At 33.4% G+C, this 23,779-nt stretch carries 32 protein-coding genes and 4 pseudogenes; 35 read left to right on the top strand and 1 reads right to left on the bottom strand.

Going from position 1 to position 23,779, the window contains the following annotated elements; all coding sequences use genetic code 11:
- Positions 1 to 576: 576 nt before the first annotated feature.
- The 7 genes and pseudogenes from MHI47_RS06600 to MHI47_RS06630 all read left to right on the top strand — a co-directional run bounded on the left by MHI47_RS06600 (position 577) and on the right by MHI47_RS06630 (position 4,850).
- A complete protein-coding gene (locus MHI47_RS06600; RefSeq protein WP_340830107.1) occupies positions 577 to 792 on the top strand; it encodes a T7SS effector LXG polymorphic toxin in 216 nt (71 codons plus the stop codon).
- Positions 793 to 817: 25 nt separating this feature from the next.
- Entirely contained in the window at positions 818 to 2,347 is a 1,530-nt protein-coding gene (locus tag MHI47_RS06605; RefSeq protein WP_340830108.1) for a T7SS effector LXG polymorphic toxin, read from the top strand.
- Between the two features lie 9 nt (positions 2,348 to 2,356).
- The gene (locus MHI47_RS06610; protein ID WP_340768833.1) at positions 2,357 to 2,890 is read left to right on the top strand and encodes an ankyrin repeat domain-containing protein; all 534 of its coding nucleotides are present in this window, start codon (positions 2,357 to 2,359) and stop codon (positions 2,888 to 2,890) included.
- Positions 2,868 to 3,200 (top strand): DUF2185 domain-containing protein, encoded by a 333-nt coding sequence (locus tag MHI47_RS06615; protein WP_340830110.1) that lies wholly within the window; start codon positions 2,868 to 2,870, stop codon positions 3,198 to 3,200. The genes MHI47_RS06610 and MHI47_RS06615 overlap by 23 nt, the downstream gene beginning before the upstream one ends.
- 564 nt (positions 3,201 to 3,764) lie before the next feature.
- Positions 3,765 to 4,049, top strand: a complete 285-nt coding sequence (locus MHI47_RS06620; RefSeq protein ID WP_340768835.1) for a hypothetical protein — start codon at positions 3,765 to 3,767, stop codon at positions 4,047 to 4,049.
- Between the two features lie 15 nt (positions 4,050 to 4,064).
- Positions 4,065 to 4,358, top strand: a pseudogene (locus MHI47_RS06625) (HNH endonuclease); the annotation flags it as partial.
- A 6-nt stretch (positions 4,359 to 4,364) separates the two neighbouring features.
- The gene (locus MHI47_RS06630) at positions 4,365 to 4,850 is read left to right on the top strand and encodes a DUF6985 domain-containing protein (protein ID WP_340768837.1); all 486 of its coding nucleotides are present in this window, start codon (positions 4,365 to 4,367) and stop codon (positions 4,848 to 4,850) included.
- Between the two features lie 767 nt (positions 4,851 to 5,617).
- On the opposite strand, the gene MHI47_RS06635 is transcribed toward MHI47_RS06630, so the two are convergent.
- Entirely contained in the window at positions 5,618 to 5,914 is a 297-nt protein-coding gene (locus MHI47_RS06635; RefSeq protein WP_340768838.1) for a hypothetical protein, read from the bottom strand.
- A gap of 337 nt (positions 5,915 to 6,251) precedes the next feature.
- Here MHI47_RS06635 and MHI47_RS06640 point away from each other — a divergent pair, with 337 nt between their 5' ends.
- The 28 genes and pseudogenes from MHI47_RS06640 (at position 6,252) to MHI47_RS06775 (ending at position 23,628) form a co-directional block, all read left to right on the top strand.
- Positions 6,252 to 7,436 carry a T7SS effector LXG polymorphic toxin gene (locus MHI47_RS06640; protein ID WP_340830112.1) on the top strand — a complete coding sequence of 395 codons (1,185 nt, stop codon included), beginning with the start codon at positions 6,252 to 6,254 and terminating at the stop codon, positions 7,434 to 7,436.
- A 69-nt stretch (positions 7,437 to 7,505) separates the two neighbouring features.
- Positions 7,506 to 7,973 (top strand): Imm30 family immunity protein, encoded by a 468-nt coding sequence (locus MHI47_RS06645; protein WP_340768840.1) that lies wholly within the window; start codon positions 7,506 to 7,508, stop codon positions 7,971 to 7,973.
- An 18-nt stretch (positions 7,974 to 7,991) separates the two neighbouring features.
- The gene (locus tag MHI47_RS20190) at positions 7,992 to 8,216 is read left to right on the top strand and encodes a T7SS effector LXG polymorphic toxin (RefSeq protein ID WP_350474549.1); all 225 of its coding nucleotides are present in this window, start codon (positions 7,992 to 7,994) and stop codon (positions 8,214 to 8,216) included.
- A gap of 156 nt (positions 8,217 to 8,372) precedes the next feature.
- A pseudogene (locus tag MHI47_RS06650) lies at positions 8,373 to 8,653 on the top strand (T7SS effector LXG polymorphic toxin); the annotation flags it as partial.
- Between the two features lie 12 nt (positions 8,654 to 8,665).
- Positions 8,666 to 9,040, top strand: coding sequence for an immunity 22 family protein (locus MHI47_RS06655; protein WP_340768841.1), 375 nt, complete (start codon positions 8,666 to 8,668; stop codon positions 9,038 to 9,040).
- Positions 9,041 to 9,328: 288 nt separating this feature from the next.
- Positions 9,329 to 9,913: pseudogene (locus MHI47_RS06660) on the top strand (transposase); the annotation flags it as partial.
- 202 nt (positions 9,914 to 10,115) lie between these two features.
- A complete protein-coding gene (locus MHI47_RS06665) occupies positions 10,116 to 10,403 on the top strand; it encodes a hypothetical protein (protein ID WP_340771358.1) in 288 nt (95 codons plus the stop codon).
- Entirely contained in the window at positions 10,400 to 11,047 is a 648-nt protein-coding gene (locus tag MHI47_RS06670) for an SMI1/KNR4 family protein (RefSeq protein ID WP_340768842.1), read from the top strand. Before MHI47_RS06665 ends, MHI47_RS06670 begins: the two co-directional genes overlap by 4 nt.
- A 496-nt stretch (positions 11,048 to 11,543) precedes the next feature.
- Positions 11,544 to 11,810 (top strand): hypothetical protein, encoded by a 267-nt coding sequence (locus MHI47_RS06675; protein ID WP_340768843.1) that lies wholly within the window; start codon positions 11,544 to 11,546, stop codon positions 11,808 to 11,810.
- A gap of 55 nt (positions 11,811 to 11,865) precedes the next feature.
- Complete coding sequence (imm47, locus tag MHI47_RS06680; RefSeq protein WP_340832012.1) at positions 11,866 to 12,660, top strand: Imm47 family immunity protein; 795 nt, start codon at positions 11,866 to 11,868, stop codon at positions 12,658 to 12,660.
- Positions 12,661 to 13,371: 711 nt separating this feature from the next.
- Positions 13,372 to 13,695: a transposase gene (locus MHI47_RS06685; RefSeq protein ID WP_340768845.1), complete on the top strand. Its 324-nt coding sequence runs from the start codon at positions 13,372 to 13,374 to the stop codon at positions 13,693 to 13,695.
- A 464-nt stretch (positions 13,696 to 14,159) separates the two neighbouring features.
- On the top strand, positions 14,160 to 14,657 hold the full coding sequence (locus MHI47_RS06690) for a hypothetical protein (RefSeq protein WP_340830113.1): 498 nt from the start codon (positions 14,160 to 14,162) through the stop codon (positions 14,655 to 14,657).
- A 116-nt stretch (positions 14,658 to 14,773) separates the two neighbouring features.
- Positions 14,774 to 15,190 carry a tetratricopeptide repeat protein gene (locus MHI47_RS06700; protein ID WP_340830115.1) on the top strand — a complete coding sequence of 139 codons (417 nt, stop codon included), beginning with the start codon at positions 14,774 to 14,776 and terminating at the stop codon, positions 15,188 to 15,190.
- Positions 15,191 to 15,203: 13 nt separating this feature from the next.
- Positions 15,204 to 15,626, top strand: a complete 423-nt coding sequence (locus MHI47_RS06705) for a hypothetical protein (protein ID WP_340768851.1) — start codon at positions 15,204 to 15,206, stop codon at positions 15,624 to 15,626.
- A 138-nt stretch (positions 15,627 to 15,764) separates the two neighbouring features.
- Positions 15,765 to 15,917 carry a hypothetical protein gene (locus MHI47_RS06710; RefSeq protein ID WP_340768853.1) on the top strand — a complete coding sequence of 51 codons (153 nt, stop codon included), beginning with the start codon at positions 15,765 to 15,767 and terminating at the stop codon, positions 15,915 to 15,917.
- Positions 15,918 to 15,931: 14 nt separating this feature from the next.
- Entirely contained in the window at positions 15,932 to 16,351 is a 420-nt protein-coding gene (locus tag MHI47_RS06715) for a hypothetical protein (RefSeq protein ID WP_340830117.1), read from the top strand.
- Positions 16,352 to 16,686: 335 nt separating this feature from the next.
- Complete coding sequence (locus tag MHI47_RS06720) at positions 16,687 to 16,995, top strand: hypothetical protein (RefSeq protein ID WP_340768855.1); 309 nt, start codon at positions 16,687 to 16,689, stop codon at positions 16,993 to 16,995.
- Entirely contained in the window at positions 16,982 to 17,326 is a 345-nt protein-coding gene (locus MHI47_RS06725) for a DUF2185 domain-containing protein (RefSeq protein ID WP_093534943.1), read from the top strand. The genes MHI47_RS06720 and MHI47_RS06725 overlap by 14 nt, the downstream gene beginning before the upstream one ends.
- 320 nt (positions 17,327 to 17,646) lie before the next feature.
- Positions 17,647 to 17,931, top strand: coding sequence for a DNA/RNA non-specific endonuclease (locus MHI47_RS06730; protein WP_340768857.1), 285 nt, complete (start codon positions 17,647 to 17,649; stop codon positions 17,929 to 17,931).
- 19 nt (positions 17,932 to 17,950) lie between these two features.
- Entirely contained in the window at positions 17,951 to 18,484 is a 534-nt protein-coding gene (locus MHI47_RS06735) for an SMI1/KNR4 family protein (protein WP_093534939.1), read from the top strand.
- A gap of 589 nt (positions 18,485 to 19,073) precedes the next feature.
- Positions 19,074 to 19,484 carry a hypothetical protein gene (locus tag MHI47_RS06740; protein WP_093534937.1) on the top strand — a complete coding sequence of 137 codons (411 nt, stop codon included), beginning with the start codon at positions 19,074 to 19,076 and terminating at the stop codon, positions 19,482 to 19,484.
- The gene (locus MHI47_RS06745; protein ID WP_093534935.1) at positions 19,485 to 20,051 is read left to right on the top strand and encodes an SMI1/KNR4 family protein; all 567 of its coding nucleotides are present in this window, start codon (positions 19,485 to 19,487) and stop codon (positions 20,049 to 20,051) included. It abuts the gene before it with no gap.
- Positions 20,052 to 20,431: 380 nt separating this feature from the next.
- Positions 20,432 to 20,742 (top strand): annotated as a pseudogene (locus MHI47_RS06750) (sugar-binding protein); the annotation flags it as partial.
- Positions 20,743 to 20,747: 5 nt separating this feature from the next.
- Positions 20,748 to 21,245 carry an SMI1/KNR4 family protein gene (locus MHI47_RS06755; protein WP_340830119.1) on the top strand — a complete coding sequence of 166 codons (498 nt, stop codon included), beginning with the start codon at positions 20,748 to 20,750 and terminating at the stop codon, positions 21,243 to 21,245.
- A 117-nt stretch (positions 21,246 to 21,362) separates the two neighbouring features.
- Positions 21,363 to 21,890 carry an HNH/ENDO VII family nuclease gene (locus MHI47_RS06760; protein WP_340830121.1) on the top strand — a complete coding sequence of 176 codons (528 nt, stop codon included), beginning with the start codon at positions 21,363 to 21,365 and terminating at the stop codon, positions 21,888 to 21,890.
- Positions 21,891 to 21,911: 21 nt separating this feature from the next.
- A complete protein-coding gene (locus tag MHI47_RS06765; RefSeq protein ID WP_340830122.1) occupies positions 21,912 to 22,367 on the top strand; it encodes an SMI1/KNR4 family protein in 456 nt (151 codons plus the stop codon).
- A gap of 187 nt (positions 22,368 to 22,554) precedes the next feature.
- The gene (locus tag MHI47_RS06770) at positions 22,555 to 23,151 is read left to right on the top strand and encodes an HNH endonuclease (protein ID WP_340830125.1); all 597 of its coding nucleotides are present in this window, start codon (positions 22,555 to 22,557) and stop codon (positions 23,149 to 23,151) included.
- A 21-nt stretch (positions 23,152 to 23,172) separates the two neighbouring features.
- Positions 23,173 to 23,628, top strand: coding sequence for a YrhA family protein (locus MHI47_RS06775; RefSeq protein ID WP_340830128.1), 456 nt, complete (start codon positions 23,173 to 23,175; stop codon positions 23,626 to 23,628).
- Positions 23,629 to 23,779 lie beyond the last annotated feature (151 nt).

Here is a 23,779-nt window from a genome sequence, read left to right on the forward strand (position 1 = left end):
TCTGAAATTAACTCATGAAGGATTAGCTATTACTGAAATTGTAGGAAATAGTCCAGGTGCACGTACATATTCAACTGTGCGCGCATTTTTTAGATACTTACGTCCACATTTTTCCTTCATTATCCAGGTATGTACATACTCTAATTCACCAGGGTTTAAATCGATGAAAATGAAAGGCTAATTGTTATTGGCAAGTAGCGATAAAAACTACCAGTGGATGAGTGTATTAGCAACATTCTTTAGACTCCAGCTTTTTAAATAACAACATTTACTTACATATTAGCAAGTTCTCTCAGTAAAGATAAAATCAAACTACATATTCATTACTATCTATTTAACTACTATTTTCTTTATCTGGTAGTGAAAGAGTCACGTTCTATTTTTTGTTTATTAATTCGTATGGTTTATTTTTTTGGATATTATCACTTCTCCCTTTACCTTCTCACGTATAAATGGAATATTATAACTATTAATAGTTTGCTGGAGGGGGAGAAGCATGTTCATCTGTGGGGTATTATTGTATAATAAAGAATATTTTGAAGTGGCTATTTCTATATGCTCGATGAGGCAAAGCCTATGAAAATATTGGATGTAGATATATTTCAAGATGGGTTACAGCGCAACCTAACTATGTTAGACAGGCTAAGCAGTGAAATGAAATCAATCCACCAGGCGGTGGAGGGTCTAGTTCAGATGGAGGATCAATTAAAGGGAGCAGGAGGTAATGCCATCCGCTCTTTTTACCAGGAATGTCATTTACCGTTTCTTCATTTTTTTCAGTTGTTTTTCTGAACAGTTTAAACAAGTGCTTAACCAGATGGAGGCAGCACTTCATTCACTGGAACCTGATTCCTCCGGTTACATACTCGAAACTTTCCTTGACGGAGAGCTAGAACAGGGACTTACGCTTATTGGCGAACTCACTGCTAGCTTAACGGATGAGGCAAACAGTATCATGGATCAAGTGAGTGATATTGTAGCCCTGCCCCATTTAGACGATAGCGGAGTGCAGGAGGGAGTCATTAGTTCTAAAAGAAAACGTGATGATACCTTAACGCAACTTTATGAATTTGATGCTACCCAGACATACGCACTGAACCCCATTGAACAAGGTTTGCAGTCAATGGACACATGGCTGACGGATATGGAAGGACTGTTCCAAGCTGGGGTGAAGGATATAAACTTTTTGCCGAGTCAGTGGGATGTCCTTACGTTTAGAAATGATATTAGAACAGAGCTGTTCTCAAAAGTATACTTAAATCCAAGTGACTTATGGGTAAAAGAACAGGAGCAACTAATCGGTACGATGATTACTGCAGCGACTTTCCAAACGTTGGAAGGAAAGAAACTGAAGACTATTGAAGAAAACGTAGCGGAAAATATAAAATATCATGCGTATGATAATGGTTTACTCATTAAAGAGTATGTTGTAGGGCAAACAGTTTTCTATGAAGTTGTTTCCAAAGTTGAATATAAAGAAGAGGTTATAGTCGACAAACCGAAAGAAAACAAATTACTAGATTCTTTTCAGTTTGTATTAGATATTGCAGGGCTTATACCTGGTGTTGGTGAAATAGCAGATGGCATAAATGGTGTTATCTATTCAGCCAGAGGGGATGCATTAAATGCGGGACTTTCTTTTTCGGCGATGATTCCCTTTGCAGGCTGGGCGAGTACGGCTGGAAAATTCGTAAATAAAGGAAGCGATTTATATTCATCAAGAAATGTTTTGAGTACGGAGAAGGTGGAGTCCATCTATTCGCCAATTTACCAGGATGTCGTCAACAGTCCACTGGGCAAAACTCAAAATCAACTAGATACCTTATATAAAACTCATTCCGAATTGAATACGCCAAATGCCCTTATGTTTAATTTGCCACCTGTAAAAACTGATATCCCTACGACCATCAAAAGTGGAGATGCGGATATTGGAGCTAAGGGTACGGATAAAGTTGATGCTCAAAAAATTATAAACAAAGACGGATCTGTTACTATTAAAGGTGAAGGAGTCATTTCAGAGGTTATTGATAATAGACCTTATCAAGATCCTAAAAGTAGACCATCATTTAGAAAGAGAGTACCCGAAGTAACTTTTGAGAATGCAAAAGGTCCAGATGGATTGGTGCGAGATCCACTCTATCCAGAAAAAATAATTGAATGGGAACCTGGTCAACCTAGAAAAAATGTTTGGGACATGGGACATCTTCCAGAACATAAATATTCCGATATGCATAAGAGATATTTAAATGGTGAGTTAACACCAAAAGAATTACGGGATTGGTATAATAATCCTGATAACTATCGTCCAGAATTACCGAGTACTAATAGGAGTCATAAAATAGAATAATTAACAGGGGTGTTGACAATAAAAGTAGATTTAATTGCAAAATTAAAAAATACGAGTGAATTTATGAAAGTATACAAAGATGGTGATGAAAAAAACGTATTTGATGGGAAAAGTTTGATATTTTTTTCGTTGTCAAATACTGACTTACCTTCACGCTATGAAATCAGTAATTTTTTATTAGATAAAAATATTGATGTCTTATGTAAAAATGATGAAGGTGAGACCGTGCTACATGTTTTATTAGGGCAACGAAAAAATGATATTGAGGAAACTTATAGATTATGTAAAAGATTTATCGAAAATGGTGTTAATATAAATGAGAAAGATGGAAAGGGGCAAGTTGCATTAATTTATATAATTCGAATGAATAAATCAGACGAAGAATTAGAAAAGTTATATAATTTGTATTTTTCTCAACCAAATTTAGATTTTAATTCTAAAGATAATACAGGATTTTCAGCTATTGAATACGCTAGAAAATTCCCATATAGATCAAGTTTTATTGAAAGGGTTGAAAGGTATGAATCAAAAAGAACCTATTGAATTTATTAAAAAAGCTGGGGCATGTATTGTTTCAAAAAATATAATAAATGAAACAGGAAAGTTGAAATGGATATTGAGAGAGAAATCTATAGATGCAGTGGATAATGGTTGGAGATTTTTTTCAGAAAATGATGATGATGAATACATTAATAATCCTGATAATTTAGTAGTTTGTGATTTTAATACAGTAGCAAATATAGAACCGGCCATTTGGGGAATATACGAACTACCAATAGGTAGTGACTTACAATTAGTTTCTGAAAATGGAAAAATAAGATTTGTTGATAATTTAACTGGTAAAGAAGTTTGACGATCTTTAATTAGTTTTAATTTCAAATTAATTGGTAGTCATGGATTGGATAGTACTATTGCTCTTCCTAACCTTGATGATGAAATTGTATCACTAGCTAGTCATTTAAGTCTTTACATTAGGCTGTGAACTGACTATCCTAATAAAACACCCTATTATGCAGCCAATTGACGGTATTGAACCGACGATTGGCTGTTTAGTTTCGTGTGAATATGGAAATATGGAGATCGTCAGTTTGCATTAGATTTAGCCGGGCTCATACCTGTTGTTGGTGTGGTATCAGATGGCGTAAATGGTGTTATCTATGCGGCAAGAGGGATGCTTTAAATACTGGACTATCTTTTTCTGCGATAATTCCCTTTGCAGGCTGGGCAAGTACGGGTGGAAAAATTCGTAAAAGGAAGCGATTTATATCAATCAAGAAATGTTTTGACTACGGAAAAATTAGAGTCCACCTATTAGCCAGTTTATCAAGATGTTGACAACAGTCCACTAGGCAAAACTCAAAATCAACTAGATACCTTTTATAAAACTCATTCCCAATTGAATACGTCAAATGCCCTTATGTTTAATTTGCCACCTGCAAAAACGGATATTCCTAAGAGTATCAAAAGTGGAGATGCTAAGACTGAAATAAAGAATGTGGATGTAGGGGCTAAGGGTACGGTAAGGCAGATAGACTATACTAGAGGTTTTGACGTGGCGCCTAAATATAGTTCTTATGAGCAAAGGGTAAAAACTACACCCGTTAATAAAGGTGAATGGAGTAGCGAACGAGCAGAATCGTTATTTATCTCTGATAAGACCGGAGAAATTAAAAAATATCTTGATGAGGCTGGTGTTGACTGATTTGAGTACAAAAACGGAATGCCAGACTTCTCTTCATTTTCCAAAGGTGAAATTAAATTAGAAAACATGACTAATGATAGAAAATCAAATTTTTCGATTGCTAATGAAGAATTGGCGAAAAAGTGGAGTACACCAGATCAAAAATGGACAACAGAAGATATAGCTGATTGGCGAGAAGATAATAAATATACTTGGCACGAACTTAATGACTTGGAAACAATACAATTGGTACCAAGTAAAATCAATAGTGTTTTTAAACATTTGGGTGGAGTTGGCGAATATAATATAAAAGTTAAGTTAGGAGAGTAATAAGAAATGACAATTATTAATGATGATTTATTTGGAAAACTTGAATATAAAAACGACTTTTGGAGAGGAAAAACAACTATTAGAATGTTCGATTTGGAAAAAGAAATAATATTAAGCGTTGATGCACAAGAAAGTGCTGATTTTTCAAATGTACAAAGAGAAGCATTTCTTAATTTTATTCAAGATATGAAAAATATAATAAATGAGGCAGAAAAGCAAGTATATGATTACTATATTGAGAACTATGAAGAGTACAGAGAGATGTTAGGGAATAATTCAGAAGCAGACAATTTTGCTCCAAAAATTGATTCTATTTCAGATTTAAAAAGATTAGTGAAGCCAACTGAATTAATTGTAAGAAGAGTAAGGAAGAATGGAAAAAGAAGACTGGGTTTGCTTTGCGATGTCTCTTGGGATATTGAAAATGGTTTAGGAATAAAAATTGAAGACGAAATTGTAGAAGAAGTAGGTTATCAAGATATTGTACTTTAAATCAGCAAATATAACTGATGCTAAGATTGACCTTGAATGGCTAACAGCTTATTCAAGGTTTTTTTGATGTCGTCAACAGTCCACTGGGCAGAACTCAATATCAACTAGATACCTTTTATAAAACTCATTCCCAATTGAATACTCCATATACCCTTATGTTTAATTTGTCATCTGCAAAAACGGATATCCCTACGAGTATCAAAAGTGGAGATGCGGATATTGGGGATAAGGGTACGGGTAATAAAACTAATGCGTGAAGGCGTGGATCACCAGTATTAATTATGAAACATGACAAGTTGTCGCTAATAGGAGTAGTAAGAAGTGGTGACGAGGAAGAAAGCCATACGGAGTGTTTAAAGACTGATTTCTTTAATCGTATTAATAAGGAATTTAAATTTGTGCCAGAGAATACGTGGTAGGTTAGTTATCTAAGTTGAATTAAACAATAAATAGTTAGTTAGATTTGAGCAAACTCATTTGTTGTTGATGAGTTCGCTTCTCCTTATAAATCTTATTAATAAATTTCATTTATGCTCTTCTTTTTCCAAACCCAATATTACTACTTTAAAACTAAAAAGTATGCGTAAGTCCAAAATGAGGAACTATTTTATTAATCAATTTGAATAGCAAAGTGAGATCCATGATTGTGGGAGAAAGTTAGCTGTTTTACCTGGTTCATATATTTTCTCCCTAACAATTTTTCTTTGTTTTTCTTATAATTTCAGAAGTTTTACTATTCATATGTTTTTTTAGATTTTCTTCTAATTTTATAATTTTCTAATTTTTTGATTAACATTTGTAAATTCACTTTCCATAGAATTAATCTTTTCCAAATGTTCAACCCTTTGTTTTTGGTATTTAATTTCTAGTTCTTTTTTTTGAATCTCTTTATTATCTAAATTTTGATTTTTCTTTCTGTTATTAAGTTCTGATACATAGAATAATACAAATGCAAAAGCAAAAGAGAGCATGGTTGCTTGGGGTCCATATTTATCAATCATCGGAATTATAGCTGGGTTAACATTTATATTCAATATGGACAATTTTGTTGTGCAATTATTCATCTTCCTTTTATGTATCATAACATTTTTAATTATTGATTTAAGAATTTTTGGTATTAAGTTTGGACATGAGGATATTACGCATTTCGAAAGAATTTTAATATGGCTAGTAATACTTATTATTGCTGTCTCTTTTTTATCATTTTTTTGGGAAAGTCTGTACAAATTGATGGTTTATTTTTTTGGATATTATCACTTCTCCCTTTACCTCCTCGCGTATAAATGGAATATTATAACTATTAATAGTTTGCTAGAGGGGGAGAAGCATGTTCACCTGTAGGGTATTATTGTATAATAAAGAAAATTGGGAAGTATTTATTTCTAAGAAGAGGCAAAGCCTATGAAATTATTGGATGTAGATTTATTTCAAGATGGGCTACACCGCAACCTAACTATGTTAGACAGGCTAAGCAGTGAAATGAAATCAATTCACCAGGCGGTGGAGGGTCTAGTCCAGATGGAGGATCAATTAAAGGGAGCGGGAGGAAATGCGATACGCTCTTTTTACCAGGAATGTCATTTGCCGTTTCTTCATTTTTTTCAGTTGTTTTCTGAACAGTTTAAACAAGTGCTTAACCAGATGGAGGCAGCACTTTATTCATTGGAACCTGATTCCTCCGGTTACATACTCGAAACTTTCCTAGATGGGGAGCTAGAGCAGGGACTTACACTTATTGGCGAACTAACGGCTAGCTTGACGGATGAGGCAAATAGTAACATGGATCAAGTGAGCGATATTGTTGCCCTTCCCCATCTAGACGACAGTGGAGTGCAGGAGGGAGTCATTAGTTCTAAGAGAAAACGGGATGATATGTTAAACCAACTCTATGAATTTGATGCTACCCAGACGTATGCACTGAGTCCGATTGAACAAGGTTTACAGACGATGGACAAGTGGTTGACGGATATGGAAGGACTGTTCCAAGCTGGGGTGAAGGATATAAACTTTTTACCGAGTCAGTGGGATGTCCTTACGTTTAGAAGCGACATTAGAACAGAATTGTTTCCGAAGGTATACTTAAATCCAAATGACTTATGGGTAAAAGAACAGGAACAGTTGATCGGTACGATGATTACCGCAGCGACTTTCCAAACGTTGGAAGGAAAGAAACTGAAGACTATGGAAGAAAACGTAGCGGAAAATATAAAATATCATGCGTATGATAATGGTTTACTCATTAAAGAGTATGTGGTAAACGAAACTGTTTTCTACGAAGTTGTTTCTAAGGTTGAATATAAAGAAGAAGCCGTTACAGTCGACAAACCGAAAGAAAACAAATTCCTAGATTCTTTACAGTTGGGTTTGGATATAGCGGGATTTATACCAGTTGCAGGTGAAATTGCAGATGCGGCAAATGGTCTTATCTATTCAGCTAGAGGGGATGCATTAAATGCGACACTTTCTTTTTCAGCGATGATTCCGATTATAGGTTCAGTTAGTACGGGTGGGAAGCTTGCGGTAAAAGGAAGTAAGGCAATAGAGGAAGCTCAGGATGCGATACTTCTGAGATACGCTCAGGGTTAGTGGAAGTAATAAGATTAAATAAATCGAAATATCCGGATATGTTTAATAGATAACAGGGGGTAGACTCAATTGGAAATTCTATTTGAACTTACTGAATTAAAGAATAATCGATTGTTAAGAGATGAGAATGAAGTAGAAAAATTTGAGAAATCTATAGAAAATATTTTAGAGATGAAAGATGTTAGTCATATAGAAGTATTGTGTCAAGGGTTTGATGATTTAAATGAAAACGACGAAGTAATGTTTGGATTGATTCATGCGATTGAATCTTATGATAACATTGTTGATTCTGAAGCATCTCTAAAAGTATTAGCAAACTCTATTCCTAAAATGCTTCCTCATGCTAAAGAATGGTTAAAGATACTTCAAAAGAGGATCTTAAATCATGAGCCATCGTTGAATATTTATAAGGAAATTATACCTACCTTGAATAAAGATGTTCAAGCATATATTATTTCTCAATTAATTGTTATTAAAGAAAAGAACACAAGTAAATTTGAAAAAAGTGTAAATTTAATATTGGAATACTTAAAATAATATTACAACCTTGAATGGATACAACCTTTCAAGGTTTCTTTTTGCTCTTTTTACCAGGAATGTCATTTACCGTTTCTTCATTTTTTCCAGTTGTTTTCTGAACAGTTTAAACAAGTGCTTAACCAGATGGAGGCAGCACTTCATTCACTGGACCCTGATTCCTCCGGTTACATACTCGAAACATTCCTAGAAGGAGACAAGAACAGGGACTTATACTTATCGGTGATCTCACCGCTAGCTTGACGGATGAGGCAAACAGCATTATGGATCAGGTGAGCGATATTGTCGGCCTTCCCCACTTAGAATAGCGGAGTGCAGGAGGGAGTCATTAGTTCTAAAAGAAAACGTGATGATACTTTAACGCAACTTTATGAATTTGATGCTACCCAGACTTACGCACTGAGTGAGTGGCACTTAGTTTCAAGGGCTCCACAATTTAAGTATTGGAATATTGGTGCTGAAGAGATTAAAGATTTAAGAACAGCTATAACCGATGTCAAATTTGTCAATCCAAACGGTGTTCATGGAGGATTAGGCTCAACTAAAGCACATAATGAATTGTTAGCAATAATAGATACTTCTAGCGACTATAATACATTTGTTAGACGACTTAATAATTGGGCTAATTAAGATTAGAGGGTGGAGTTTCGTCTTTACCACAAGGTCTAAGATTAAAGTAGGAGGATACTATAATGGAAAAACAAGGATGGGTTTCAATTTGGTTAGGGAATATTAACGATGAGGACTCAATAGGAGAGTATGTTGATTTAACGTATGATGAGGAGGGCGAGTCTGTCCCTTCCCAATTCTTTATCGATTTTAATATTGATATGGATGAAACAGATGAGGATACTATAGAAAAAGCGGTCTATAAGAATAGTAGTAGTGATATTTCAGCATTATTAGATGGCTGTTCGTATGAAGAAATTGTCATCCCAAAAATCCAGAAAAGTATAAACCTAAAGAAATCATATAATGCAGTAATTTTAATATATAATTTTGAATATAAAAATGAAATTAGTTCAACAGGTACTTTTGACTTTATTGCTACTACAAATTATGAATAAGATAACTTTAAAAGGTTCTAATTAGTAAGTCTCCAGGCAAAGAGATTGATATACCTGAGATATAATGTAATTTATGTGAAACCTTGATTGGCAAAGTGCCTTTCAAGGTTTCTTTGTTGAAGAGATACCTAGTGACGAATGAACTATTTATTACTTACAGAATAGAGATAAACCTTGCAATCCCAATCTGATGATTTAACAAATTTTTTAGTACGTACAACACCTTTAAATTGTATGCCCTATTTAATGAATTTCATTTTGTGTAAATAACTGTTCAACTAGAAAAGCAGAACAGAACAGATACTATCACACGTTCAAGCAGATGGTGAAATAAAGCGAGAATATCAGACATCTAGAGATTTTATCATTCAAAGCATAGTTCGAGATATTATTTTTAAGAAACAGGAAATCAAGAAGGTGGATAAAGAGTTAAAGGTAACTATTCAGACATTAGGTATGCAGCTTGAAACTATGCCAGGAATTGATACGGTTACTTCGTCCGCTTTAATTGCAGAAATCGGTGATATTCATCGGTTCGTAAACTCTGATAAACTTGCAAGATATGCAGTAATAGCCCCTATCAAAATGGGTTCGGGCGGTAAGGAAACGATGAAGAAAACGAAACAAGGTAATCGAAAGCTATATGACATCTTTTACTACCTAGCTGTCCAACAAGTTCAAGTATGTAAAGGGAGTAAAATTCCTCGTAATCCTGTCTTTTACGCTTACTATAATCAAAAGTTAAGTGAAGGGAAATCTAAGTCTCAAGCCCTTCTTTGCATTATGAGAAGATTAGTCAGAATAATCTATTGTATGATGAAAAATAAGACGGCTTATATCATGCCAGATCAACCTGAAACTATAGCTAGTTAATCATATGGATGGTGGTTGAATAGACTGCCATCCTTTTATTAAGTACTTTTTTGAAATTCCTAAGGGTACGGATAATGCTAAAAGGCCAGGGGGATATCTAAAGGGAGATGTTGATGAACATGGCTATTTAAGTCCTGGGGTTAATCGCGCAACAGGAAATAAAAATATTGCTTCAGATAATCGAATACAGTCTCACCATCCAATACAAAATGAATGGGCGAATAGATGGGCTAGAGAGGGAGGATTTGATTATAACGAAAAGAAAGCTTCCGCAATACTTCTCCCTTCAAGCTCGGGCCAATCCCATGCAATAATTTCTTCTATGCAGAGGAAACGGAGAAAAACTGAGGGCTTTAATTCAGATATACGTTATGAATTTAATGAGAGCTATAGGGAAATGATTGAGGCAGGAGTTGATCCAAAAACTGCCCGTAAAGCAATGGGAGATGCATATAAATATTTTGATAGTTTAGGAGGATTTGTCAAATGATTAAATTATCCAAGGTTTCAGACTTGGCAAAAAATACAGCAGCAAGTGATATTGAAATCCAAGAAGTAGAAAATCTATTGAAATTAGAATTACCAAATGTATACAAGGATTTATTAAGATATACAAATGGCTTTTCAATAGGTGGTGGGTTGGTTATTTATGGTACGGAAGATCTAGTGGAAAGAAATGAAACTTGGGAAGTAGATGAGTATGCAAGTGGGTTTGTTGCTATCGGTGACGATGGTGGAGGAAATGTTTTTCTAATGTTTCAAGATGCGGATGAAAAAGAGGTATTAGTTATTGATTCTGGGGATATGAATCCAAGCCATTCTAATTTAGTTACCTCGGATTTTAACAAATGGGTGAATAGTGGTTGTTTAAATGAAATAGATCAGAAAACAAGTATTGAGATCCCTGATACTTGTAATATTTTGTTAGTAAAACCTCCTAATGAAGGCTTAAAAGATTTAATAAAAATAAAGAACGTATTAGGAATTGAAATTTCAACAGCAGATTTGCTTAAGGGTTCAAAAAACCCTCCATTTATATTAGTAGAAAGATTTCCATATGGTAAGGCGAAAAAACTAATGGAAAAATTAGGTTCAACTAGTACGGTGCTGAGTATAGAACCTATTCGGCACTGACTGTCCTTTTTGGGGCCGAAATAAAACATAAAACACCCTATTATGCAGCCAATTGACGGTATTGAACCGGCGATTGGCTGTTTAGTTTCGTATGTATTATGGATCAAATGAGCAATATTGTTGCCCTGCCTCATTTAGACGATAGCGGAGTGCAGGAGGAAACGGTGATACAACAGGGTTTCTTATATGTACTATCCAAAGGATGGTCTCGACTGGTCTCGAACCAGCGACCCCCACCTTGTCAAATTTGTTCCCTTAAATAACCGGTTAAACTGAATTCAATATAGTTAAATAAGTCTGATTTAATAAGGTTTTCATGACTGTTAAAGTCATTCCAGTAAAATAAGTTCGGTACAAAAAAATAATTATGCGGACAAATTGCAGACAAAAGAGTAAACAGGTGGTCTGTATTACTCATTTAATGAAAACAGATTGATGAATCTACAATAGTGAAAGATATGGAACTAAAGGAAGCAAGAGCAGACTACCAAGCAAGGTGAGAAAAGGAGAAATTGAAAAAGGTCATCATAAGCAAGGTTTATCTTTTGGTGGTGAAAATGTAAATTCTAACATAAAGAAAACAGGAGAGTCATCTAATCGCCGTGAGCAAATTGATGATTTGGATTTGGATTTTTATCGTGAGTTGGGTTATGGTAAAAAGGATGCTAAGGTATTAAAAATACATGAGAATGAAGATAGTATTATTTTATTTAGTAATAATCCACAACATACAGAGTTACTACCTTTCAAAATTAAGTTTTGAAATTGCAACGAGAAAATGGAAGTAGATAATTCGTAGGGTGAAAGTAGGTGTATTTATGAATGGATCACAAAATCTTATGAACAGTATATGGTTTGGAGAAAAACCAACTCTTTCCCAATCTCAAATCAAAGAAAATTTATTGAAGGCCGTTACAGAAACGGAAGTTATACTTAACTTAATAGAATTATATAAAATAGGGGATTTTACTCAAACACCATTATTAATACAATTAATGAATCATACTAAAGATGAGGCAGTTTTGAACTTATGTATTAGAGTATTTTTAGTTATCGCAACGCATGATGACATAAGGGAATCAAATAATCTTCGCTTTCTTGGTGAGGGAACAGAAGAAACAATAAACACTTTTGCATCAGCAGCCACTACATCACTCTCTCTTCATATAATTCCATACTTATTAGCATTACTTGAAGAATGGGATGAAATTAGTGATACATCTCTTATTATTAAAGATTCTATTGGTTCTTTCCTTAACTTTGAAGAACAAATTGGGGAAGAGGCAACTGTAGATGAAATAGGGGATTTTTATTATAAATATTGTGAGAAGCATGAGACGGGAAATTATTACTTTCAAGAAAATTTAGCTTTTCCTGGAGACTTGGCAAAAAAGTTAGTACAGAGAGTTATGATTGCAGCAAATAATGAAGAACCATTAAGTATGGAGTTAATCCCATCTTTATTATCAATTTGGAGTGGTGAAAAGGCGCCTGGGGATTTTAGCACTATCATTAGTGCAAGCAATTATAAAGATTTGATTGAATATATAAATGGACTTCCCATGAAAAACTGGGAAAAGGGTAAAAAATATTTTTACGGATACAAGCTTTAAACAATAAAAGCCTGGTAAATGGTATTTAAAGTTATTGATATATATTTTATATTGCAGTAACATTCTAGAGATTTTTAGATAAGTTACATGACTAAGATATGATTTACCAATACGACATTTTAAATCTATGAAGTTTTTTTAAGAAAAAACTCCAAAATTTATGAAATTACACAGGCTCATTGGTTTAAAGATAGAAAAAGTACAGAATTACTTTATATAGCTAACTATAAAGCACTTGATTGCACTGCATTTTAGGTAACAAGTGTTTTTGTTTTACATAAGATATTTAAGTTATGAACGACATTATTGATACTTTACTGAAATTCATAGCCCATGAAGGTAGTACATCATGGAGTACGGGGAAGATTTAAAAATACGCCAACAAGATTTTAGAGATGGAAGAATAGGTAATGGGTTCAATTCAAAAATTAAATGTTTTTTTTACAATTGTATTCATAAAATAAAAGAAAACTTTGAGAATAGGGATGATGTGGATGAAACAACCTTAGATCTTATTTCAAACCTAGAAGAAGTTAAAACGATTTACTTCATAAATTCAGATAAATTCGGAGCACGTAAAAATGTGTCCCTGTGTTAGAAACATTCGGGTTTATTTAAACAAACATGAATACTTAAATATTCATGTTTGTTTCAAACACAGGGACAAAATTGAATTGGAGTATATAATTAAAGGAGTAGAAGGACTTGATAATGAATGAGATTTTTGTTAAATCACTTTATGAGTCTATAGTTAAAGAGAATCTGAAAATATACAAAAACTTGTATGAAACTACGAATGTGACTCCTAAAACGGATGAAGAGAGTTTAACTGATGAAAATAAAGATATATTAATGAGGATAATTGAACAAACCATGATTGATACTATTTCAAACATGCTAGGAGTAATTGATGGAAGTTCAACTTTAAAAGATTGTTCGTTTGAACCTAAATTACTGCTTGATTCTATTGATACTGAAGGAGAACTGCAAGATTCGTTTTTAGAATTCATAGAAGAAAGTGATAGTATCAGCTAATTGAATTTATTATTACAGAGTTTTTCATTTAGAGCACAATTAAGATAAATTTCTATTACCTTGATTGGCTAAATGCCTCTCAAGGTTTTTTTCTATGATTTATATTAAATCAGCTGATATTTGAATGAGACAATTAGAAAATAATTTGTTTGAGAATCGAGAAAACACGAAAATTTTTTGTGAAAAGCATTGTGCGCTACACTTTATAAAGCAGGAAATAGGCATGGTGGAAACCGAAAGAAAACAAATTCCTAGATTCTTTACAGTTTGTATTAGATATTGCAGGGCTTATACCTGGTGTTGGTAAAATAGCAACTGGCATAAATGGTGTTATCTATTCAACAAGAGGGGATGCATTAAATGCGACACTTTCTTTTTCGGCGAGGATTCCCTTTGCAGGCTGGGCGAGTACGGCTGGAAAATTCGTAAATAAAGGAAGCGATTTATATTCATTAAGAAATGTTTTGAGTACGGAGAAGGTGGAGTCCATCTATTCGCCAATGTATCAAGATGTCGTCAACAGTCCATTAGGCAAAACTCAAAATCAACTAGATATCTTATCTAACACTCATTCCCAATTAGGTACGCCAAATGCCCTAATGTTTAATTTGCCATCAGCAAAAACGGATATCCCTACGAGTATTAAAAGTATAGATGCCGATGTTAAAACTGAAATTAAGAATCTTGATGTTGGGGCTAATGGTACGGATAATGTTAAACCTACTAGTAATAGACTAAAATATATGGGGAGAACACCAAGTAAGTTATCAAAAACTGAAAGAGAAGTTATTGAAAGAATGTCTCAAGAAGATAAGATACAAAAAGTACGTGGCAAAACTCAATTCTTAGACGGTGAAAATAAATGGCGTCCCTTAAATGAAGCGGACATGGCACACAAACGGATGCCGTTACTTGGTGGAATGAAGTTGGAAGGGATTATGGTCCTAAGTCTAAGGAGGTAAGAGAATGGATGCTTGATTCCAATAATTATTATCTGGAACATTATAGTATAAACCGTTCTCAAGGTGCTAGTTTAGGTCGGAAATATTTACCATCGGAAAATTAGGGGGAGTTTATATTGGAATTACAAGATGAACTTTATGAAAGAATAGTTAGTTTATGTTCACAAGGTGATGACTTAGTTAATAATTTTGAATTTGAGAATGCAATAATAATGTACTTGAAAGCTTTAGATTTAGTTCCTGAACCTAAACATAATTGGGCAGCAAGTACCTGGATTTACACAGCATTAGGTGATACATGTTATATAAATAAAGATTTTGATGCTTCTAAAGACTTCTTATTTAATGCGATTAATTGCCCTAATGGAATAGAAAACCCTTTTATATTGTTACGTCTCGGTGAAGATTGGTATGAATTAGGAGATGTTAATAAAGCGAAAGAATATTTACTAAGAGCATATATTCTTGAAGGATACTCAATTTTTGAAAACGAAGATGATAAATACTTTGATGTTATTAAAGGTGAAATTTAGGAGATGATTAATAATGGCTTATGTAACAGGTGAAAAAGGTGCTCACATACAGGGATTGATGGATCAGAGCAATGAAGAATTTGATAAAGGAAATTTAGAAGAGTCTGTTTCTTTATTAGAACAAGCATGGGGAGAACTTCCGGCTGACAAAATAATTTTTGATGAAAGTTTTTTAATAATATGGGGTATTTTAGATATATCTATTATATTAAACGATACTGTAAGGATGAAAAAATGGGTTGATAATATATTTGTCGCTGATCCCGCAAGAGGAGATACAGGAGAAAGAGAATTGTGGGCTGGAAAGGTGGCTTTTGAGTTAGGTGATTTATCAGTAGCAAAAGAGTATCTTGATACAGCAAATCAGAAATCAAGAGGTAGGTGCTTTGGTGTAGAAGATGCGAAGTATTTGAAATTTCTAAAAAACAATAAATAGTATGGAACATATATGAACTTAAAGCACTTGTCTACTGTAAGCGACAAGTGCTTTTTTACATTTTTACTTACATGGGTCTAAAGATTACGATTATTTATAGGTTAAATGACTGGAGATTATAGTGATCAGAAGGATTTTTTGGGTCCGGTATCAGAGAAACATATTTGTAATGCAGAAGAAAACCTTGGGTTGAAGTTTCCACAAAGCTATCTTGGAGATGCTGGTATTTCAGAAGATACTGTAAACGATATTACAAATAAAGCGTTAAATCATATGAAAAATACTCTATAATAAGGAATGATAAGATGCAAAATGAATTAAACCAATTAATGATGAAGTTAAAAAAATCAATTATGAATGAGAATTTTATTGATGTTACTTATGATGTTGTTGAAGAAATAGAAGAAAGGGAGGATGCTTTTGAAGCCATTTTGCCCATTTTTAAGTTGATGGAAAAATATCCAAATATAAATTTTGGTAGACCTGGGCCTCTTGTGCATTTTGTTGAAAAGTTTTATAAAAATGGATATGAAGAAAAGCTTGTTGAATCACTTAAAAGGGAACCTACACAACATACTGTTTGGATGTTAAATAGAGTTATCAATGGTTCTCAAGGGGACAGAAAAGCATATTTTATAAATGTATTGGATAATATTATTGCGTTTCCTAATCTTGATGAAGAAATTGTATCACTTGCTAGACATTTTAAGTCTTTACATGAATAAGTATTAAGTTAAAAGAATTTCAATATAATCCTGATAACTATAGATTAGAGACGCCTCTACAAATCGAAGTCATGAATTTGAATAAATAAAAGGGGGTAGAGAAATAAAAATATTAAATATTTTTGATGCTGCTAGAGATGGAACGCTTGATGACTTAAAGAGGTTTTACGATGGTAACATTAACCAAGTTGATGAGGAATTAGATATTAATTTACTGTATAGCATTGGCAAATGATAAAAATTCAAATGAAAAAATTAAAATTATTAATTTTTTAATAGAAGAAGGAATAGATTTAAATTATTCTACGTGAAAAAATAATAGATATACTTTGCATATGTTTTATTTCAATGTCCTTCGTCCTAGTCCTGATTATAGTTTAGAGGTTACTAAAATCTTTATTGATAATGGCTTAAATATAAATGCCGTAGACAGATATAATGCAATTCCTTTTAAATATGCAATTACAATAAATAAATTACCAACTAACGATAATAAAACATTATATAAATTACTTTTGGATCATGGCTCAAATTATAAATTAGAGGATGTATTTAATAAATCTTGTTTAGATTATTGTAAAGAATATTCTTGGAGAAATGATTTAGTAGATATTATTAAGGAGTATGAACATGGAAAAAATTAATTTGGATTATGGTGGATTTGTTGTTTCAAATAACGTAATCGAAGGGAAACCGATAAGGTATACGTTCCGAGAAAAGTCAGATATTCCAAAATTGAATGGATGGACAATTTATTCCATCGAAGATAATGATGATTATGTTAATAATCCTGATAACTTTAAAATAATGGGGGCGACTTCAATAATAAAAATTGCCCCAGTTATGTTAGAAATTTTTGATGCTCCATATGGAACAGATATATGTTGGCTATATGAAGAAGGAGTTCATATTGGATTTTATGATTTAGTAAATGAGAAAGAAATTAGTATTAGTGAAATTTTAAGTGATAAATAATTTATTAAATGTTAACACTGGCTATGAATTAGGAGACGTTAATAAAGCGAAAGAATATGCACTAAAAGCATATATTCTTGTGACTTGAAGCATAAACTTTCCGTGTGGAAGGTTTATGCTTTATTTAGTTCTACAACAGAATTTATCAATTAAGTAATCACTTCTGCATCTAGGGAAGAAGTTTTGACATTGACAGTCTAAGGGTACGGATAATCTCGGAATTATCTCAGCTAACTCAATGTTCGCCTGGAAATGTTATTTTTGGTCAATTAGATAACTTAGGACGACCAACTGGAGTAATAGCTGCAATTACACAGGATGTGATTGTGACTGGTAGTAAGGCTAGTCAATCAATTTTGCCACATGGATTCTTAGGTGGTGGACCAGGGAGTCTGGGTCATGCGCGGGGACATTTATTGAGTAACCAATTGGGTGGTTCAGGGAAAGATGCAAGAAATTTAGTCACTCTTTACCAGTTACCTGTAAACTCTCCAGTTATGAGAGATTTTGAGACTTCTGTTCGATCAGCTGTTGATAGAGGTGAAGATATAAGATATCTATCAATTCTAATTTGGCTTTTCTTTAGATGTAACAATATTAAATAAAAAATAGGAGTGTATATATTTGGATAAATTAATTAAAATTCTTCCTCCACCAGAATTTCCACAAAAAACTGAAGATAAAGAACAATGGCGAATTTTTTTTGATACACTTGGTTCGGAATTGCCTTCAGATTATGTGAAATTTATCGAAACTTATGGTACTGGTGGCGTTGACAATTTTTTGTGGATATTAACTCCATTTGTAAATGATGATAATGTAAATTATCTTGTGAAACAGAAGGAAATGACGAATGCTTATATTCAATCTAAGAAAAGTTTTCCACAGTATTATAAACATGATGTTTACCCTTCAAACGGTGGATTACTTCCATGGGGATACACAGATAACGGTGATGAATTATACTGGTTAACCGAGGGAGGGCCTGACGAGTGGAAAATTGTGGTGTACGAGTCGAGGGCACCGGAGAATTATACTTATTTACTTACAATGGTAGAGTTTTTATATCGAATAATAACTAAAGAATTAGTATGCAATGCGTTCCCAGATGACTTTCCAAGTGATGAAACTGCATTTGTTTCAGTAAATGTTGAGTAGTTTACTTAACCTTGATTGGCTTAATGCCTCTCAAGGCATTTTATTTAAAACAAAGCTGCAGCGACTTTTCTAGCGATGCATGGAAAGAAAGTTAAGACTATTGAAGAAAACGTAGCGGAAAATATAAAATATCATGCGTATGATAATGGTTTACTCATTAAAGAGTATGTAGTAGATCAAACTGTTTCTACAAAGTTGTTTCCAAGGTTGAATATAAAGAAGAGTCCGTTACTGTAGACAAACCGTAAGAAAACAAATTACTAGATTCTTTACAGTTTGGATTAGATATAGCAGGCTTTATACCTGTTTTTGGTGAAATAGCGGATGGCGTAAATGGAGTTATCTATACGGCAAGAGGGGATGCATTAAATGCAAGCCTTTCTTTTTCCGCGATGATTCCCGTTGCTGGCTGGGTAAGTACGGGTGGAAAATTCGTAAATAAAGGAAGCGATTTATATTCATCAAGAGATGTTTTGAGTACGGAGAAGGTGGAGTCCATCTATTCGCCAATTTATCAAGATGTCGTCAACAGTCCACTGGGTAAACTCAATATCAATTAGATGATACCTTATATAAAACTCATTCCCAATTGAATACGCCAAATGCCCTTATTTTGCCACCTGCCAAAACGGATATCCCTACGAGCATCAAAAGTGGAGATGCTGATGTTAAGACTGAAATAAAGAATGTGGATGTTGGTGCTAAGGGTACGGATAATCCTAGAACAAGGTTACCAAGAAATAATGGTCATTGGGAAGGTGAACCAGGTAATGGAAAATGGTATTCTGATAAGCCAGAAGTTATAAGTATAACGAATGGTGAAGGGGTGGAATTTGCAAAGAGTAGACCTAACTTCACACCTTGGTCAGAGGGTAATATTGTATTTGAAAAAGGAAAGTTAACTGGTTCGAATGATGACTTTTCAATAGTATATGAAAAAATACAACATGGGAATGTTCCGCATATTGGTTCTGCATCTGATTTAAGAGGAGGATATTAAATGGAACAATTAAAAAAGAAGCTAGAGGAAGTAATTGACTTTGATATAAAAGAGATAGATAAAATTTGGGGTGAAGATGACATAAAAACACTTGAAGAAAATTATAAGTTAAAGTTACCTCAAGATTATGAATTTTATTTGCAACATTATGGTAATGATTATATTAAAGAAGATTATCGTTTTATTCCTTCATTAGATTTGCCGAAAAAAATTAAGCAAACTCAATTCGAGATAGACTCTATTTACGGATTATATAATGACGAGAATAAAATTGATAACAAAGCAAACTATTATAAAAGTATATTACCAACTGATTTATTTCCAATTGCAGATTTACCAGGCAAAGATTTAATTTGCATAGGAAAGTCAGATGATAAAAAAAATAAAATATATATTTGGTTTCACGAAATGGAAGGAGAGAATGTTTTCTTGGTTTCTGACTCTTTTGAAGGTTTTATACAAGACTTTAAAAGTATAAAAGTAACTAAAAACAATCTCGATAACGTTAAATTAAATTTGGGTGATAAATTAAATGCACTTCTAAATAATGCTTCTAAAAAAATATAAATGAATTAAGTTAAACTAACGAAAATTTACAAATAATTAGAGTTGCGGAGGAGAAATAGAAATATTTGAGAATTTTAATGAGTGCTTTAAAGCGAAAAAAACCTTGATTGGAAAAATGCCTTTCAAGGTTTTTAAATTCTAATTTCTTTCCTTGTAGTAAAAGAATCATGGTCTATTTTTTGTTTATTAATTCGTAGGTGTTAGCGGAGTACAGGAGGGAGTTATTAGTTCAAAATGAAAATGTGATGATATTTTAACGCAAATTTTTTGAATTTGCTGGGTGGGCAAGTACGGGTGGTAAACTTGCTGTAAAAGGAAGTAAGGCAATAGAGGAAGCTCAGGATGCGAGCGAAGCAGTGGATAATGGTACTAATGGAGATAGAGGTATAGATACAACTGTTAAACCAAATGATGTAGTGCCTTATCGACCTAGTAATTCAAAAATCATCATGGTGTTATGGATGTAAGGGCTAAATATAATGTTCCAAACTATGTAAGTAGGGGTGGGAATACCCCAACAGTAGCACTTTTAAAAGAACAATATGCTGCTACAAAAGCTATTTATTGGCAATCAGTCTCTCCAAGGGAGATACAAGAACTAACAGAAAGAATGTTTGATGCTGCAAATGTTCCCAAATCAGCCAGACAAGAATATTATAGTTCCTTTAATAAATATAATTATCGGGAGTGAAGCTAATGGAAAAGATAAAGCAGTTGCTCACGCACATAAACACGTTACCACATTGTCGTATCTTTGAGCCTTCTGGATTACCCATTATTGACGAAGAAAAAGATATTTTATCTAATGATTTAAAAGAGTTTTATAGTCTTTGTGGGGGATTAGTTCTATTTGAAAATGAAGAGTATCCAATTTATCTTGTGTCTCCTGATAATTTTGTACTGGCAAATCCAATAATAGTAGGAGAATTATGTGAAGAAGATATTTCATCTAACTGGTATATTATTGGTAATGATGGAACGGATGAATACTTAACGATTGACCTCAATGAAGATAGACTAGGTAGATGCTACGATAGTTTTTATGACCGTCATGGGCTTGTAGGGGAATCCCAGATTATAGCTACTTCGTTTACTGATTTACTTGACGCACTTATAAAAAATAAAGGGCAATATTGGTATTGGCTAAGAAGTGATTTTATCTCCCTAGGTGACGCATATGATGATATTGAATAGCTAATCATTTGTATAAAGAAAAAAGTCGACCTTGATTGGCTATATGCCTTTCAGGGTTTCTTTTTTTGTTGGGGACTATCCAGTGACGAATAGTTCATTGGTGCAATTACCAAAAGAATGATAAGCAGGTTTAGAAGTTTCATTAGAACAGAGCTGTTCCCAAAAGTATACTTAAATCCGAATGACTTATGGGTAAAAGAACAGGAGCAACTAATCGGTACGATGATTACCGAAGCGACTTTCCCAACGTTGGAAGGAAAGAAACTAAAGACTATAGAAGAAAACGTAGCGGAAAATATTAAATATCCGTATGAAGTTTTTAGGAGAAATGATATAGACTGGAATCATGTAAGAACTTCTGGAGATAAGAGATTTATTGGTAAAACAAATGCTGAAGCATTTGGTAGTGGGTTAGCGCCGCAATTACTTGATGGAGGACTTGCAACTCTACATCATATTGGACAAGATTCAAGAGGTCCTTTAGCTGAAGCAAGTACAAGATATCATGGAGTTGGAAAATATGGTCGAGATATTTTACACAGCCAATTTGGTAAAAGTAAACCTAACCCTAGTTTTCCTATAGATCGAAAAAAATTCAATGCAGATACAAGAGAATATTGGAAATTTAGAGTAGAAAATAAATAAATTGTAGAGAGGGATTGTAGTATGGATAAAAAAATTTTAGAAATGAAAAAAAGTTACGAAACTCTTTTTCCTGAAGATGGAATTAACAATGCAGAGTTAATAGAAATAGAAAAAAAATTAGAAATAGAATTGCCAGAATCTTTTTGCGAAATATCAACATTTTTTAGTGGCGGATATTTGGGTAGTATAAGTAATTATTCTTTTACCAGGGTGGATAGTAGCTTAAATATCATCGATGAAACAATTAGATTGAGAGAGACTGTAAATTTGCCAACCAGATTTGTCGTTCTAGCTGAGCCATCAGAAAGTCTTATAGTCATGGATACAAAAAGTACTCCCTCAGTTATTTGGTTTGATGCAGTGGAAATTTCTGAAATAGAAAAAAACTCTTTTACCTCAAAACCAGATGAATGGGATACCTATGCTGATTATTTTAAAGTATTTCTTGAGGAAGAAGAGGAAGAGCGAGGGTTATAGGTTTCACAACTCCTTATAAGATATTGTGATAGTAGGTGATACATGTTAGTGAATAAAGAATTGGTGCTTTTAAAGACACCTTAGTTTATGCGATTAATTGCCCTGATGGCATCGAAAACCATTTATTATGTGTCCACTTGGCAGAACTCAATATCAACTAGATACCTTATATAACACTCATTCCCAATTGAATACGCCAAAAGCCCTTATTTTGCCACCTGCCAAAACGGATATCCCTACGAGCATCAAAAGTGGAGATGCCGATGTTAAGACTGAAATAAAGAATGTGGATGTTGGTGGTAAGGGTACGGATAATGTCGTCACTACGGATAGTCGTCCTGATTTCGTCGGTAAATTAAAAGGTGAGGAAGTCATACTTCCTAATGTTAAAATAGAAAAGGTTACGTTTAATAAAAGAAATCCAAATGACACAGCTCATTTGCGAAAGGATTTTACTAAGTTCAGGAAAGATATGTTGAAATCTATGGCTAATAATCCTGAAAAAATAAAAGAACTAAAAAAGGCTGGAATTTCAGATAATGATATTGAAGATATGAATGAATACGGACTAGTTCCTGACGGTTGGCACGTCCATCATAAAATCCCTTTGGATCAAAGTGGTACCAATGATGTGGAAAACTTAGTTCTAATAAAAAACGATCCCTATCACAAGGTTATTACAAATGAGCAAAATTCATTAACAAAGGGTATGAAACCTGGGGACAGTAAAATAGTTGATTTTCCTATTCCAGAAGGAAACATTTATCCTCCTAATAAGGAATAAATAATTTTAGAAGGTGATTATATGTGGAGAGAGCAAGTTAGTCAGATTTCCAAAATAAGAGAGAAACGAAATCGAAAACTCAATTTACCTACCAATGAAAACGAGTTATCAAGATTTCGTAAATCTGTAGTAGAAAAATTTGGTGAAGATGTACTGCCACAGCAATACTATGAATATCTACAAACAGTTAATGGGATTGAATTTAATGGACTTATAATTTATGGAATTGACCAAATTTTTTTGGATTCGAAGCCAATAAATCATGTGGATAGTTTTTTTGATGCGAATGAGACATGGGAGTCAATTAAAGACGAAGATGAACTGATTTTTTTTGGAGATTCAGATATAGCTTGGTATTGTTATAATATTTCTAAAAAAAGTTTTGTTGAACTAGATAAGCCTTCAGGTGAGCTTATGGAAAATTTTTGCGATTTTGACACTATGCTTGAATCTGCTTTCTCTTCAGCACTTAGTTAAATGTATAATCCGCAGCCAATTTTTGGAGGATGGACAGTGTAGTGTAGCACACAGAACCATACCAACAACTAACTGTTTAAAGGTATGAGATAATAGCAACTGATTCTGGCTATTTGTTATTGGAATTCGTAAAGAAAGAAATTGAAGATTA

The organism is Psychrobacillus sp. FSL H8-0487 (assembly GCF_038008385.1).
GTDB lineage: Bacteria > Bacillota > Bacilli > Bacillales_A > Planococcaceae > Psychrobacillus > Psychrobacillus psychrotolerans.